Source organism: Pseudomonas extremaustralis, from assembly GCF_900102035.1.
GTDB lineage: Bacteria > Pseudomonadota > Gammaproteobacteria > Pseudomonadales > Pseudomonadaceae > Aquipseudomonas > Aquipseudomonas extremaustralis.
The window spans coordinates 5,954,843-5,971,061 of record NZ_LT629689.1; the positions used below are offsets into that span (position 1 = coordinate 5,954,843).

Annotated in this window: 11 protein-coding genes; 6 read left to right on the forward strand and 5 right to left on the reverse strand. The window is 54.8% G+C overall.

Annotated features, from left to right (window positions below; all coding sequences use genetic code 11):
* Positions 1–295 precede the first annotated feature (295 nt).
* From BLR63_RS27450 to BLR63_RS27475, 6 genes are read left to right on the forward strand one after another with little or no spacing between them, the layout of a single operon-like run.
* Positions 296–2,770, forward strand: a complete 2,475-nt coding sequence (locus BLR63_RS27450) for a type I restriction-modification system subunit M (RefSeq protein WP_010562617.1) — start codon at positions 296–298, stop codon at positions 2,768–2,770.
* Positions 2,761–3,945: a restriction endonuclease subunit S gene (locus BLR63_RS27455; RefSeq protein ID WP_010562618.1), complete on the forward strand. Its 1,185-nt coding sequence runs from the start codon at positions 2,761–2,763 to the stop codon at positions 3,943–3,945. Before BLR63_RS27450 ends, BLR63_RS27455 begins: the two co-directional genes overlap by 10 nt.
* A complete protein-coding gene (locus BLR63_RS27460; protein WP_010562619.1) occupies positions 3,942–5,351 on the forward strand; it encodes a DUF262 domain-containing protein in 1,410 nt (469 codons plus the stop codon). The genes BLR63_RS27455 and BLR63_RS27460 overlap by 4 nt, the downstream gene beginning before the upstream one ends.
* A complete protein-coding gene (locus BLR63_RS27465) occupies positions 5,344–7,317 on the forward strand; it encodes a DUF262 domain-containing protein (protein WP_010562620.1) in 1,974 nt (657 codons plus the stop codon). Before BLR63_RS27460 ends, BLR63_RS27465 begins: the two co-directional genes overlap by 8 nt.
* Before the next feature lie 19 nt (positions 7,318–7,336).
* Positions 7,337–10,489, forward strand: coding sequence for a type I restriction endonuclease subunit R (locus tag BLR63_RS27470; protein WP_010562621.1), 3,153 nt, complete (start codon positions 7,337–7,339; stop codon positions 10,487–10,489).
* Positions 10,489–11,205, forward strand: coding sequence for a M48 family metallopeptidase (locus tag BLR63_RS27475; protein ID WP_010562622.1), 717 nt, complete (start codon positions 10,489–10,491; stop codon positions 11,203–11,205). Before BLR63_RS27470 ends, BLR63_RS27475 begins: the two co-directional genes overlap by 1 nt.
* A gap of 183 nt (positions 11,206–11,388) precedes the next feature.
* Here BLR63_RS27475 and radC read toward each other — a convergent pair whose 3' ends face one another.
* The 5 genes from radC to BLR63_RS27500 all read right to left on the reverse strand — a co-directional run bounded on the left by radC (position 11,389) and on the right by BLR63_RS27500 (position 15,419).
* On the reverse strand, positions 11,389–11,886 hold the full coding sequence (radC, locus tag BLR63_RS27480) for a RadC family protein (protein WP_010562623.1): 498 nt from the start codon (positions 11,884–11,886) through the stop codon (positions 11,389–11,391).
* Positions 11,887–11,938: 52 nt separating this feature from the next.
* Entirely contained in the window at positions 11,939–12,859 is a 921-nt protein-coding gene (locus BLR63_RS27485; RefSeq protein ID WP_010562624.1) for a recombination directionality factor, read from the reverse strand.
* 76 nt (positions 12,860–12,935) lie between these two features.
* Positions 12,936–13,940 (reverse strand): YqaJ viral recombinase family nuclease, encoded by a 1,005-nt coding sequence (locus BLR63_RS27490; protein WP_010562625.1) that lies wholly within the window; start codon positions 13,938–13,940, stop codon positions 12,936–12,938.
* Positions 13,941–14,049: 109 nt separating this feature from the next.
* Positions 14,050–15,018: a DUF932 domain-containing protein gene (locus tag BLR63_RS27495; RefSeq protein ID WP_010562626.1), complete on the reverse strand. Its 969-nt coding sequence runs from the start codon at positions 15,016–15,018 to the stop codon at positions 14,050–14,052.
* A gap of 71 nt (positions 15,019–15,089) precedes the next feature.
* Positions 15,090–15,419 carry a hypothetical protein gene (locus tag BLR63_RS27500; RefSeq protein ID WP_042946319.1) on the reverse strand — a complete coding sequence of 110 codons (330 nt, stop codon included), beginning with the start codon at positions 15,417–15,419 and terminating at the stop codon, positions 15,090–15,092.
* Positions 15,420–16,219: the final 800 nt, after the last annotated feature.

A 16,219-nucleotide genomic window follows, 5' to 3' on the forward strand; every position in this document is an offset into this window, starting at 1 on the left:
CAGTATTGGCGCGGAAAGTTGAGTGGCTTACTGTGCGCGGCGTCCAAGTCTGTCGCCCACTTTCTGCGACTTTCCGGGTTATTGACTTGTGGTAGTGGATGAAGACTAGAAATAAGGGCGAAATACTGGCCCGACGAAACCGAAGTAGATAAGGTTCACCAATTAACCGCAGGTAAAGCTCCGCTTCGTTACAAATATCTGTCGACCCCCGTCTAACGCTGGCGCCATGGGCATTTTCCCGAACGCGTAACAGGGGCGTCTGCGCACTTACTCTTTACCCCAGTCAGGATTGCCAATGGCTATCAAGAAATCCGATCTTTACTCCTCCCTCTGGGCCTCGTGCGACGAGCTGCGCGGTGGGATGGATGCCAGTCAGTACAAGGACTACGTCCTGTTCATGCTGTTTATCAAGTACATCTCCGACAAGTACGGCAACTCGGATGAATTCGCGCCTCCGGTCAACATCCCGCCGGGAGCCAGCTTCACAGACATGATCGCCCTCAAGGGCAAGGCCAATATCGGCGACAAGATCAACACGCAGATCATCCAGCCGTTGATCGATGCCAACAGCCGGCTTGCGCGCAGTGACTTCCCCGACTTTAACGACCCAAACAAGCTGGGCGAAGGCGATGCGATGGTGCAGCGTCTTACCAACCTGGTGGCCATCTTCGAAAAACCCGAACTGGATTTCTCGAAAAATCGCGCCGAGAACGATGACATTCTCGGCGATGCCTACGAATACCTGATGCGCCATTTCGCCAGCGAAAGCGGCAAGAGCAAAGGGCAGTTTTACACCCCGTCCGAGGTCAGCCGCGTCATCGCCCAGGTCATCGGCATTAGCCCGGCCAATGCCGTGGCAAAGACGACTGTGTATGACCCGACTTGCGGCTCAGGCTCGCTGTTGCTGAAAGTGGCCGACCAGGCTGGCACGCACATCACCCTTGAAGGGCAGGAGATGGACGTGACCACCGCCGGTCTCGCCCGCATGAACATGATCCTGCATGACTTCCCGACCGCCAACATTCTGCAGGGCAATACGCTGTCCTCGCCCAAGTTCAAGGACGGCGAGCAACTGCGTACCTATGATTACGTAGTGGCCAACCCGCCGTTCTCGGTCAAAACCTGGAGCGTTGGCCTGACGCCTGCCAACGATCCGTACCAGCGCTTTGCCTGGGGCGAGCCGCCGGCCAAACAGGGTGACTATGCCTTCTTGCTGCACATCATCCGTTCGCTGAAAAGTACCGGTAAAGGTGCCTGCATTCTGCCCCATGGCGTATTGTTTCGCGGCAACGCCGAGGCGGTGATCCGTGAGCAGTTGGTGCGCTCTGGTTACCTCAAAGCCATTATCGGCCTGCCGGCTAACCTGTTTTATGGCACCGGTATTCCCGCCTGCATTCTAGTGCTGGACAAGGAAAACGCCAGTGCCCGCAAAGGCATTTTCATGATCGATGCCGCCAAGGGTTTTATCAAGGACGGTCCGAAGAACAGCTTGCGTGATCAGGACGTGCACAAGATCGTCGACGCCTTCAGCCGAATGGCAGATGTGCCGCGTTACGCACGAATGGTCTCTTTCGACGAGATCAGCGATCCGAGGAACGGCTTCAACCTGAACTTGCCACGCTATATCGACAGTACCGAGCCGGAGGACATTCAGGATATCGACGGCCATTTGCGCGGTGGCATTCCCGAGCGTGATATCGATGCCTTTGACAGCTACTGGCAGGTGATGCCTGCACTGCGCGCGGCGTTGTTCAAGGCTGCCAGTCACCCTGGTTATTTTGAGCTTGTCAGCCCTGAGGTGAAACCGGTCATTTTCGGTCATCCGCAGTTCACGGCCTTCAAGGCTGGTGTGGATAAGCTGTTCAATCACTGGCTGGCGGACAGCGTCCCTCAGTTGAAAAGCTTTGCAGCCAACAGCCACCCCAAGGAGCTGATTGCTGCACTGTCCGAGGACCTGCTCAGTGCCTTCGCCAAAGCCCCTTTGCTCGACCATTACGACATTTATCAGCATCTGATGAACTATTGGGCCGAGACCATGCAGGACGACTGCTACCTGATCAGCGCCGACGGCTGGAAAGCCGCCGCTAAAGCGCGCGAAATCCTCAAGGTCAAGGATAAGAACAACAAGCTGGGCTGGGCCGAAAAGCATGACTACTGCCAAGGCAAGCGTCGCTTCAAGTCCGACCTGATTCCGGTCGAGATTCTGATTGCCCGCTATTTCATGGTCGAGCGCAACGCCATCGAAGAGCTTGAAACCCGGCTTGCCAGTGTTGAGCAAAGCATGAGTGAAATGCTCGAAGAGCACAGTGGTGAGGATGGCTCGCTCAGTGAGGTGATTGAAGGAGAGGGTGACAAGCAGAAGATCGCCGCCAAAGCGATCAAGGCGCGTCAACGCGAGATTGGCCTGGATGCGGATTATGAGGATGAACTCAGGGTATTGGCCGAATACGACGCGTTGATCGATCAGCAAAGCACCCTCAAGGCCAAGCTCAAAAAGGCTGAGGAAGACCTCGACGACAAGATCCATGCTAAATACCCGCAGCTTAGCGAGGACGAGATCAAAACCCTGGTGGTGGACGATAAATGGCTGTCTACCCTAGCTGTCGCAGTACAAGGCGAACTGGATCGCATTTCCCAAACTCTGACCGGGCGCATTCGTGAACTGAGTGAACGCTACACCACCCCGCTGCCTCAGCTCATCGATGAAGTCGCTGCACTCGCAAGTCGTGTGGACGAACATCTGAGAAAGATGGGGGCGGTATGGCAGTGAAGTCAGGTTATAAACAAACGGATGTGGGTGTTATTCCAGAGGAGTGGGAAGCAAGGAACATTCGCGACGTGTGCACATTGGTAAACGGTCGAGGATTTAAACCACACGAGTGGCAAACTACCGGTCTCCCTATCATACGGATCCAAAATCTCAATGGTTCCGACGAATTCAATTTTTACTCTGGACAATACAACTCGAAAATTCTTATCGAGCCCGGACAGTTATTATTTGCTTGGTCGGGTAGTAGGGGGACGTCATTTGGACCGCATGTGTGGAGTGGTAGCCGTGCACTTTTGAATTACCATACCTGGAAGGTCGTCACAAACGACTCCGCAGCTGACGCTGGCTACCTCCTACATGCTTTGCGACAACTCACTCGCTTCATTGAAGACAGGGCGCATGGCGCGTCGGCACTAGTTCACACCCAAAAATGGGAAATGGAAAAATTCCCCATTCCGGTTCCCTCTAATCATCTGGAGCAACGTGCCATCGCGACGGCGTTGGGGGACATGGATGCTTTGTTGAATGCGCTGGAGCGGCTTATCGCCAAAAAGCGCGACCTCAAACAGGCCACCATGCAACAACTCCTGACCGGTCAAGCCCGCCTCCCCGGCTTTCATGGTGAGCGGGAGGTGAAGGTGCTTGCAGAGATCACCGACTGCCTCGACAACATGCGTGTCCCGCTGAACGAAGCACAACGAGGGAAGATGCAGGGCGACTACCCATATTGTGGGGCTAACGGTGTATTGGACTTTGTTGATGGTTTCGTAATTGATGATGACATCATCTTGATGGCGGAGGATGGCGGCTATTTTGACGAATACAAAACTCGGCCAATTGCTTACCGCATGAGGGGAAAGTGTTGGGTCAACAACCACGCGCACATTTTGAAAGCGAAACCCGGTGTTGACCAAGGATTTATCTTTTACTCGCTGGTACACAAAAATATTCTTCCATACTTGGCGAGCGGGACGCGGGCAAAGCTCAACAAATCGGAAATGAATAAAATCGAGTTGCAGCTGCCCTCTGATCTGCTCGAGCAGACGGCCATCGCCGCCGTACTGACCGATATGGACGACGAGCTGGCCGCACTGGAACAGCGCCTGGCCAAAACCCGCGTCCTCAAGCAAGGCATGATGCAGGAGCTGCTGACCGGAAGGACGCGTTTGGTATGACAAACCTGAGCATGGAGGCGATTCAAACGCAGCAGGCTACCGAACTATCCAGCAAGATCATCAGCGTTTTCGAACTGCTTATGGATTCTGCGCTGGATATTCCCCAGTACCAGCGCCCCTATAAGTGGACCGGCAAGAACATCAACCAACTGTTCTCCGATATTGCCATCCATAAGGACAAGTCGGCCTATCGCTTGGGCACTGTCGTGTTTCACCACGAAGGTGGCACTAGGAACATCGTCGATGGCCAGCAGCGGACCATTAGCCTGCTGCTGGCAGCTCGTGCGCTGATCCAGCGAAACAACGAAGAGAAGCTCAAACGCAAAGACTTGCGAGAGCGCCTGCTCAAGCTTGAGCAAGCGATGGTGAACCCCGGTTTTACCAGTGAGATCTCGCAGAAGAACATCCACAGCAATTACCTTGAGGTGGCCCGCATCGTTTCCCGTGCGGACTTTACCGAGGCGCATATCGATTTCTTCCTGAACAAGTGCCAGGTCGTTGCCGTGGCGCTTAACGATGTGTCGGAAGCCTTCCAGTTCTTCGACTCGCAGAATGCGCGGGGCCGGGATCTGGAGCCCCATGATCTGCTCAAGGCTTACCATCTGCGTGAGTTCAGCCCGCGTGACGAGCAGCTGAAGGCGGCCACGGTGGCGCGCTGGGAAAACAGTGATACCGATGAGTTGGCCACGCTGTTTTCGCAGTACCTGTACCGCATCCGAAATTGGTCGAAAGGGGTTTCGGCGCGTTACTTCAGCAAGGATGACGGTGACTTATTCAAGGGCGTGAATATCGATACGGTGACCAGCTATCCCTATGTGGAGCAGCTGCGTATCGCCCACCATTTTGTCGATAACTACAATGGGCAGTACGAGCGCAAGATCGACTCGCGCGAGCTTGGTTTTCCCTTTCACCTGGATCAGATCATCATCAATGGCCGGCGCTTCTTTGAGTTGATCAGCCACTATCAGGGCAAAGTGGCGCGGATCAGCGCCGAGTCCTGGAACGGGCATGAACTGGTGGGTGCTGAAGGGCTCGATGGCTATGCGAAAACCATCATGGATACCCTCAATAGCTACCCGGCAAGAACCCGCACCGGCGATTGTTATGTGCGGGCGATGTTTGATTGCCTGTTGATTTACTACATCGACAAGTTCGGTCACGCGGATATCTCCCGCGCCATCGAGAAGATTTTCATCTGGGCCTACAGCCTGCGCTTGAAGATGCAGGTGGTGCAGCTGGCCAGCATGGATAACCACGTGTTGGAGAACAATCTGTTCCGATTGATCAAGGACGCCACACGTCCTGCGGACTTTATTAACTGCACCCTGCCGGTATTGAGCGGCCAGAAGTCAACCAGAACCGGTGAGATCGAAACTCTGTTCAAGGCGATGAAATATTATGAGTAGCGAAATCAGTCAGCTGTCCATCAAGGCGCTGCTCAGCGGTCGGGATGAGTACGTCATCCCGATGTATCAGCGCAATTACGCCTGGGAGGAGGGCGAAATCATGCAGCTGATTCAGGACGTGATCGACTACCTGCCGGAGGATGGCGATCAAGCGCGCAATTACTACATTGGCACCTTGGTGGTGTATGAACGCCCGGATAGCAAAACACCGGTGTTTGAAACCATTGACGGCCAACAGCGGCTGACGACCCTATCGTTGCTGACGTCGTATTTGAAAAACACCAGGGCTGTCGAGCTTGCCTGGTATACAAACCTGAGTATCCACTTCGATAGCCGCGAGCGTTCGCGTGCAACCTTTGCGGCCATCTTCGAAAAGAAATTCAACGACGATCCTGCAGAGGTTTTGACTAAGAAGCAGATCAATACCGGCATCCTCAATGGCTACCGCCTTATCCAGAAAGTCTTGCCACAGAAGCTGAAAGAGAACGACGTTTCGCCTCAGCAGTTTGCCGACTACCTGTTCCGCTACGTGCAAATCATGCGGGTGAAGGTACCGACCGATACGGACCTGAACCATTACTTCGAGATTATGAATAACCGTGGTGAGCAGCTGGAAAAGCACGAAGTGCTCAAGGCGCGGATGATGGAGAAGTTGCAGGGCTGCGAGCAGAGCCAGAACTGCCTGCATGCCGTTTGGGAAGCCTGCGCGAACATGGAGCGCTATGTGCAAATGGGCTTCACGCCTGGCCAACGTGGCAGCATTTTTGGCGACAAGGACTGGGGACAGTTTGAGCTTGCTGACTTTGATTCGCTGCGGGCAGCGCTGCACAGTTCGCAAGAGGTAGCCGCCAAGCAGGAAACCCGCTTAACGCTTGATCAGATCATTGCTAAGGCACCAGTTGCTGCGAAGCAGGATGAGTCAAGTGAGGATGCGCCAGAGCGTTTCAACACGGTTATCAACTTCCCGAACTTCCTGTTGCATGTACTGCGTGTCGATACGAAAGCTGACATCCCATTGGATGACAAACGTCTGCTCGATACCTTTGAAGCGTATGTGCTCAAGCAGCCAGATCCTGTAGCCGCGGTGAAGCGTTTTACCTTTAGCCTGCTGCGCTGCAAGTATCTGTTTGACCAGTATGTTATCAAGCGTGAGTTCATCAAGGGCGCAGATGGCTGGAGCCTCAAACGCTTCAAATGGAATGACGGCGGAGAACGTAGCCGGGCGGGTCGCGGGAGTTATGTGAATACCTTCGGCGAGGAGGACGGCAACGAGGACATCAACCGCCGCATCCTGATGCTGCTGTCAGCGTTTCATGTTTCCACACCAACGCTGGTTTACAAGCACTGGCTGAATGCGGCGCTGTTTCACCTGTTTTATGTTGAACAGATTGAGGCTCAGGCTTATCTGCAGCACATGGAGTCGGTCGCCAAGGCGTTTGTCTTTGATCGCTTTCTGGCTCCAGACGTAGGCCTGGATTACTTTGCGATGATCTATACCAACCGGGGCGCCTGTCAGACGCGCCGCGAAAGTATTGCGGCAGAGACGATTGAGCCACGGCTGACGTTCGGCAACATCGAAAACAACCTGGTGTTCAACTTTCTGGACTACTTGCTTTGGCTTGAACACAGGGCAAAGGAGTCGGTTAAATCCTACGAATTCACCTTCCGTAGTTCGGTTGAGCATTACTACCCGCAGCATCCGCTAGACGGACAAGTTCAGTTGGATGCTGACACGCTTAACTCGTTCGGCAATCTGTGCCTGATCAGCCACAGCAAGAACTCTCGCTTGAGCAATTTCATGCCTTCGGCCAAGAAAGAGTTTTATAAAAACAACACCATCGATAGCGTTAAACAGTATCTGATGATGGAAACAGAATCCTGGGATGCCGACGCCATACGCGCCCATTCCGAACAAATGAATAACGTGTTGCTCAACAGTCTAGTCAGCAAACACGAATCCGAGTAAACCCTGCAGGATGCACCTGATGATTCAACAACCTCGCTCCGAACGTCGCACCCAGAATCGTATTGTGGCCTTGTTTACGGACACGTCGCGGCCTGATTGTCTTGGCTACAACTACCAGGGTGAGTGGAGCAAGCGTGGGCAAAATCGCAACATTGAAGTCGAGCTGCTGCAGGCAAACCTGAAGCAGCGGGGCTACTCCGATGCGCAAATATCAGCAGCGTTGCAAAAGCTGATGACTGCGGCTGATTCCACGGGCATCACCCTGTATCAGGCGAATTTGCGTACCTACCAGCTGCTGCGTTACGGCGTGCAGGTACAGGTAGCCGTTGGGCAGGCCCACGAAACGGTGCATCTGGTTGATTGGGAGCACCCTGAACGCAATGACTTCTCCATTGCCGAAGAAGTGACCTTGCGCGGTGGCTTTGAGCGCCGCCCTGATTTGGTGATTTATCTGAACGGTATCGCCATCGGCGTGATCGAGCTCAAGCGCAGTTCGGTTGAGGTGGCCGATGGTATTAACCAGCTGATCACCAACCAGGAGGAAATCTTCAACAAGGGCTTCTTCAGTACAGTGCAGTTGGTCTTCGCTGGCAGTGACTCTCAGGGCTTGCGCTACGGCACCGCGACTACCCGCGCCGAGTTTTTTGTCGAGTGGAAGGCGTCTTCCCTGAACGCTGTGCCTGAAGAACTCAATACCCTCCAGGAGATGCCTGCTCGCTACCAAGTGCCACCGGGTGCAGAAGTGCCACTGTCTGGTTACTTGCTGGACGACCCACTGGCGCAGATGTGCGAGAAGTCTCGTTTACTCGATCTGATTCGCAACTTCATCATCTTCGATGCAGGCATCAAAAAGGTGCCGCGCCCTCATCAATACGCCGCAGTGAAGGCCGCGCAAGAGCGGGTTCGTCGTAAAGAGGGTGGGGTTATCTGGCATACCCAGGGCAGTGGCAAGAGCATTCTGATGGTGCTGATCGCCAAGTGGTTGCTGGAGCATGACCCTGAGGCGCGCATTCTGGTCATCACCGATCGCGATGAGCTGGACAAGCAAATATCCGGGGTGATGCGTAATGCCGGGGTAATCGGTAACGACTCGCCCTCTCCACGCATTGTCTCCCGTGCCGATCTTGTGCAGAAGCTTTCCGCTCCCTCGCCGCGACTGCTCTGTGCGCTGCTGCACAAGTTTGAGCCAGATCTGAGTGTTCCGCCGCCGCCCATGCATGGGCGCTTCTATGTATTCGTGGATGAATGCCACCGCACCCAAGGCGGTGATATGAATAAGCAAATGAAGCAGTGGCTGGCCAATGCCCTGTTTATTGGCTTTACCGGTACACCGCTGCTGCGCAAGGACAAACAAACTACACGCGATGTGTTCGGCACTTACATCCATACCTACAAATTCCATGAAGCCGTTGCGGATAAGGTCGTGTTGGACCTTAAGTATGAAGCGCGCGACGTACCACAGCGTTTGACTTCGCAAAAAGCTATCGATGCCTGGTTCGAGCAGAAAACCAAGGTATTGAACAACTATCAAAAATCGATCTTGCGTAAGCGCTGGGCAACCATGGAAGCGCTTATGAGCGCCGGCGAGCGCAAGCGGCGCATTATCGCCAGCATCATTGAGGACTTCAGCCTGAAGCCGCGCCTGAACAGCGATCGGGGTACGGCCATTTTGGTGGCAGCCAGCATTTACGACGCTTGTGACTACTTCCGCTTGTTTAAGACCACCTCGTTCGGCCCTTACTGCGGCATCATCACGTCCTATGAGCCGAACCCCAGTGCAATTTCTCGCGAGCCGGCACAAAGCGATGAGCGCTATAAGTTTGATACCTACACGCAGGACGTGCTGAAACCGGGCCAGACCACCACCGCTTATGAAGAAGAGACCAAGCGTCTCTTCATTGAGGAACCGGCCAACCTGAAGCTGCTCATCGTGGTCAGCAAGCTGCTGACTGGCTTCGATGCACCCAGTTGCTCTTACATCTATCTGGATAACGAGCTGCGGGACCATAACCTGTTCCAGGCCATTTGCCGCACCAACCGACTCGACGGCGATGATAAGGACTTTGGCTATATCGTCGACTTCAAAGAGCTGTTTGGCGACGTGCAAGATGCCATTTCGGTGTACACCTCTGACGAGTTAGATGTCGACGCAGGTAGCGGGGGCAATAACAACGTTCAGCTGAAGAACTGGCTGGTCGAAGGGAAAAAGCAACTGGACGCGGCCCGAGAGGCATTGAGTTACTTGTGCGACCCCGTGGCGCCGCCACGGGAGGTCGAGCAGTTTATCCATTACTTCTGTGGGGCTGCCGCTAACGCTAATGGGCTGGATGAGACCGAAGCATTGCGGGTGTCTTTCTATAAAGCGGTGGCTTCATTTGTGCGGGCGTTTGCCGACTTGGCGCAGAACCTTACCGAAGCCGGATACTCGGCTGCTGAAGCGGGGAGGCTGCAAACCGAGGTGCAGTTCTATGCAGACGTGCGTGAGGCGATCAAGAAACACTCCGGTGAAGAGTTGGATATCAAGCCATTCGAAGCGGACATGCGACATCTGCTCAATACTTATATTCAGGCAGACCACGCCGACCCGATGAGCACGGTCGATAATTTCTCGCTGGTTGAACTGATCGTTCAGACTGGCGTTCACGATGCCATCGCCAAAAAGCTCAACGCCAAAGGCAACCTCTCCAAGGGGGCGATTGCCGAAGGCATTATCAACAACGTGCGCAAGACCATCATTCGTGAACAACTGACAGACCCGAAGTTCTACGAGGGTATGTCGAGGTTGCTTGAGGACCTGATCAAGCAGAGTCGTGAAGATGCAGCCGCTTACGAGGAGTTTTTGCGCAAGGCCGAGGCGCTGGTCAAACAGCTGGCGCAGAAGGGACCAGGAAGCTCTCCAGCAGCATTGAACGGACATCGGGAAGCCATCGTGTTGTTCAACAACCTGGACAGCATTGCAACGACCACTTTCCAGTGCCCGATAGATGAAGAGGCAAAGGTGAAGCTGGCTTTGGATATTGATCTGGCCATGCGCGGCTCGGCTCCTTCATCCTGGCGAGGAGACCCAGCGCGGGAAGCGCAGGTTCTGAATGCGCTGTTCCCTCTGATGGGGCGTGACCGTGTAGCGACTTCGGCAATATTCGAGATCATCAAGAACCAACAGGGATATTGATGAACGAGATTATTGAGCTGGGCGACATTTCAATTTCAGTGACCAGGAAAGACATCAAGAATGTCCACCTGAGCGTGCACCCGCCCGAGGGGCGGGTAACGTTAGTCGCCCCAACAAGCACACGGCTTGAAGTCGCTCGGGCTTATGCTATTTCCCGGCTGGGCTGGATTCGCGAGCAGCAGAGCAAACTGGAAGCGCAGGCGCGTGAGGCGCCGCGTGAGTTTGTGGAAAGAGAAAGCCACTATATCTGGGGTCGACGCTACCTGATGGTGGTTAACCATCAGGACGCCAAGCCTTCAGTGGTACTCGACCACAAACGCCTCATCTTAACTGTTCGCCCCGGTAGCGATGCGCATAAGCGCGCCGAAGTGATGCACGAATGGCAGAAGTTGCAACTGCACGCGGTGGTGCCCATGTTGATCAAGAAGTGGGAACGCAAGCTGAAGGTGAGGGTGGCTGGTTATTACCTGCAGCGGATGAAAACCAAATGGGGCAGCTGTAACCATCAAGCAGGGAACATTCGACTGAACACCGAGCTGGTGAAGAAGCCGAAAGACCTGCTTGAGTACGTGATCGTTCACGAGATGGTTCACCTGCTCGAACCCACCCACAATGAGCGCTTTATCTCCATCCTCGGGGAGCATTTTCCAACCTGGCGCGAGGCCCGCGCCGAGCTGAATGAGTTGCCGCTGGCTGCTGAGGTTTGGAAAGAGTGAGGCTGCTCAAGCCATCACAGAACCAGTTATCTGTGGACGTCAAACACCGGGGCCATTGGTGATGGTGTCGGTAGCAACCGACGCTGAGTAATAGCGCTTAATGCAAAAAAAAATTGGCTGGGATGGGGATGACTGCCCTGGCATTAACCAAGGGCAGTCTATCGGATGGTGTGAGTCTAAAAGTTACAGGTAACCTCGTTCAGCCAACGACACGCAGCCTTCATGACCTACAACCACATGATCCAATATTCGGGTACCAACCAAGTTCAGCGCGTGCTTGAGGGTCGTGGTTAGCGTGCGATCGGCTTGGCTGGGTTCTGGGTCACCGGAAGGATGGTTGTGGACCAAAATCACGGCTGCCGCATTATGCTCTAGGGCTATCTTGACCACTTCCCGTGGGTACACGTTGGCTCCATCCAGCGTGCCTCGGAACAGCTCCCTAAAGCCAATAACCCGGTGTTTGGTATCGAGCAGCAGTAATGCAAAGATTTCGTACTCGTAGTACTGCAGCAGTGTTTGCAGGTGGCTGAAGACCTGCTTCGGTTCAGTTAGTGCCCGACCTTTAGCCAGGCGACTCATCGCCAGTTGTTGCGCCATCTGTAGGATGTCCGCCTCAGTGACCGGTGATTCCATGACATAGGTACCGGTGGTTTCACCGGCTATGAGCTTGTGATATTTCATGCGGATATTCCTGTACGAATGCGTGAAAATGAAGGGGGATTGAGTAACCTGGTTACTGAGCGCTGGGCTTGCTGTTGTGCCGGGTGACTTGCGACTCAAGCTTTTGGGCGAGTGAGCATTTGGCTGGCGTTGCTAGTTGGGTTTGGGGCTCTACATGGATGGGCTGATTTACAATGGCGGGGAAGAACTCCTCGACGATGGCACCGGTGTTCTCCTCGCTGTCTTCAAAGGCCCCATTGTTAAAGCCCTGCCGGGCCGCGTGATCCAAGGCACTCTGGTCAAATCCCGAGGCTTGTCGGGTTGCATCCAGGCGCTTGGCTTCCTGTAAGGCGTCTTCCATGCTCATACCACTGCGTAGCGTGATATCGACGTAGAAAATTGGTGTGCCATGGCTCTGCCGAGTGGACTTACCGCGTAGGCGTAACTCCAGCGGCAGACAGGCCAGGCGATTGCCGGAGATGGCTTGGAAGTACTGCAAGCGTGCCGCCAGGGTGCGGATGCTGTTGAACCCGGTGGTACGGAAGACAAAACTGCCCAGTGGATCATCATCGCCAATCACCACGTTCAGCCGACCATAGGGCTTGCAGGCATGGCCTTGAGCCAGTGAACAGCCATCGGGCGAAGGGCAGGGCAGGGTCTTGATCCCGTCCTCACATTGGCGCTTACAGGTGTCTCCATTGCCGACGCACAGCGGCCGGCCGGTATTACGGTCGAACAAGCTGTAGTCCGCACGAAAATTTAGAGCCGGCTCGTTGAACAGTAAACGGATCGGAATGCTGCGCAGCTTGCCGTCCTGGCCGTTGCGTAATTCCTCATTGAGCGGGTGCAGCAACCAGCCGTCGCGGCTTTGTACCTGGGAGGTGAGGGTGAACTGATCGTCTTTCTCCGGCAGGCGCTTGCCGTTTTTCTCGACGACCTTGCCGATGGAAATGCGCCCGAGCACGGGCGGGGTGATGGCTAAACCTTTGAGCATGATGGTTCTCCTGCATCTGAAAATAAAAAAGCCACCGGGACGTGAACGGTCCGGGTGGCTTGAGTGAGGGGGGGCTTCAGGCAATCAGAAAACGGCGACTTCCTTCGCGGGTCTTGCTGTAGCGGGCCTGCAGGTAAGGTTTGTCCTTGAGCATCTGTTCGACATCCAGACCAATGCTGTCCTTGGACTTTTTCCAGCTGATGCAGCCCTCGGCAAACTCCGCACGGGTGGCTGCACCCATGGCCTGCTGCAGGACTTGTTTGAGCTGGGCCTCACGCGTCCCCTGCAGGGCAATGCTCTGGCGGACAGCCTTGAGCTCCAAGTAGGTGGTGGACAGCGCTGTGTGCTGGCTGAAGTCTAGGGTCTGGCCATTGTCCTCGGGGTAGAGGCAGCGCAATGCCGCCTCGGCGGAGACCGTACCATCGGCCGGTGGTGGGGTATCGCTGACCACGTAATCCCAAAACAGCCGCTCCAGATCAATCAGCCGAGCAATCATCGACTCGTCCCGTTCGATGCGGTGAATCTCCAGGTGCTGGCCACCTAGCAGTACTGCGACATCCGCCGCCTGTTTGCCAGTTACGGCTAACTGATGCATGACCTGCAACTGCACATATTCGGGCACACCCTCCTTCCATAGGCGAGCACCGTTGATGCCGGCGGTTTTGCATTCAAGGATCTGTACATCGTCGGCACCGATCACCTCGCGGTCGATGTTGGCCAGCATCCAGGGCAGTTTTGGATCGGGATGCTGCAACACGGCATTGATTCGCCGCACTCGATTGCTACTGCGCTTGCTGTAATGCCAGGCGACGATGGGTTCGAGGACGTTGCCCCAGTACGCCGGACTCTCCTCGTCCTGAGGATCGATCTTGGGCAAGGAGGCATCGCGTCCGGTTTTTTCCAGCCACAGCTCCAACTGGGACTTATAAGGGTTGAGGCCGACAGCGGCGGCTGCATCCGAGCTGCCGATGCCGCCTTTACGTACCGCCAGCCAATCTTCACGCGGCAGTTGTTTGGTGCCAACCAGGCGTAACGCTGGCCGGGTTTTTACGATGGTTTTTGGTAGTGTTTGAGAGGTCATGAGTATTTCCTAATGCATAAAAAACGCCTGACCAGCAGCAAGCTGATCAGGCGTTCTAATAGGTGAGAGGAACGAGACGTACGAGCCGAAAGTAACCGCGAGTAACCCCCTAGGCAGCGAGCTGAAGGGCTGCGCTCAGGGCACGTTGTTTGATCACAGCCCCTTGGCCGAACCAGGCCGAGTCCATGCGGTACTCATTACTCCGAGCCCGTCGTTCATGGTCGACGTACTCGGTGACGGCGTTGAGCAAGCCCCAGGCCGTTCCGCGAGATGATTCCAGCGTTGCGCCGCGACCTTGGCCTTCATACAGTTCTTGGACTTTACGCAGCGCCCGTTCATTGGGGAGTACTTCCGGTAACGTGCTGTGTGGGGAGACGTCACACAGCACGTTCATGAAGAAACCCATTGCCTCATGCCACTGCACTTTGCGTTCAGCCAAATTCCGCATCCGGTACATAAACTCATCCCATTGCGAAACGGCGATGCCCAGCTGCTTTTTCACCACTTGCGGATCAAAGCGGGTGTTATGAGGCACTTTGATCGCACGGGTCGTACCATCAAGAGCGATGGTCAGGGTGTTGTTACAGACCACCCGAACCGTGGTTGGCGTCGCTGTGGTGGCTAGGGTTCCATCGCAGGAGGTGGCCAATAATAGGTAGCCGTTGACCCGGTCATAGCCTTCCAATTCTGCCGTTTGTCCGGTACGTGCCAACGCCCAAAACTTACGGCCACCTTTCAGCACGCCCGCCGTTTCCAGCTCGTAGCCGGATACTTCAGTCAGATCTCGGTAGAACTCCAGGACCTCACGCGGTTGTACGATTTGGTACCGGTTGGACACGACGGAGAGCGGTGCCTTGGTATCGGAGCGGTAAAGCACTTTTTGTTCCGGGAACGAGTGGATAGTTCCCAATGGGCCGATGCTGTCAGCCTTGAAGTGAACTGGGCTTTCTTGAATCTTCCAATCCATGCCGGCTTCGCGTTGCCAGATTTCCAGCGGTTGCTTCTCGGAAAGGCGACTGCCCAGACCATGCCAGGGAGTAGCGCCGACGTAAGCCATTTGTTCGATCAGGTGTGCCATGGGAGTGTTTCCTTGCGAATAAAGGGGAGACGGCGCCTTTTCAGTGAGGCACGACGCCTGTTCACAACGACTTAACGGTTGACGCTGAAGCTGTAACCGCACTCTAGGCACTGGAAGTTGTTCAGTACCTTGTCATCCATTTGTTCACCCAGCGTGGCGCCGGCAATCCCACCGGCGACCCCGCCGACCAGACCACCCAAAATCGCTCCGGCAATACTGCCAATAGTGATCCCGACCGGCCCACCGACAACACCGATTACCGCACCGGCTTCCGCCGCCGACAAGGCGCCGGCGGCTCCACTGGCGGCACCGCCGGCGACCCCAATTAATCCACCCGTTTGTTTACCGATATTTTTCGTGACGACACGTCCAGAGTTGCAGCTAGGACAGGGGGCATACATACGCGAATCCTCCAATGATGAGCGTGCTGAGCCAAAAGCAGGCACGCCAAATTCCCTGCCGCAGTCAATACGGTAGGGTGTTCATCGAGGTGATATAGGTTTGAAATTTTCTTGAACTGAATTCAGATCGAATTAGGGAGCGTCTCGTCTCGAATAAACTGTCTTGGAGCAAGTGATTTGGTTTTTTCTAAGTCGAATCGCCCATGCCGATGAAGAATTTGGTTCACGCGACAACCTGTCTGCAAGTTGCGATGACGGTGCACAAGTATCAATGCTCGAAATTCAGCCATATAGCGTTGGTATTGCCTGCGCTGAATCCCGCGCTGCCCAAGTAGCTTTTATACACCGTAATTATACGAACCAAGGGCTGGTTCAGCCAGGTCGAGGCCAGGCGAATGGAAGGTGCCGTGAGTCACAAAGTGCAGCGTACCGGCGGGCTGGCGCTGCAATTGCAGGCTGAGCTAAAAAATCATCAGCGAACCTGAGTGGGGCGTTGAAGCGCTTATAACCGGGATACTGCGCTTCGGCAGTGACCTTGGCCAGCCATGGGTGAGCTGCTTGTACGGTATTGGTGAAGTTGGCGAGAGGGCCGGCGTAGCAACCACCCGTTGCATGAAGGTTAGGTAGATTTTCATGGGGGCAGGTTCAAGTGAGTGGTGATGAACCCCGTGGACTGTCAACAAACAGCACAGATTTTTACGCCTTTTCATTTATTTCTAACTGTCGTCTCAGCAGAAACGGTTGGGGATGTGCGTGAGTAGTTGACCTGTGCAAACCCCCAGCATTTGCTCTCCTCATTG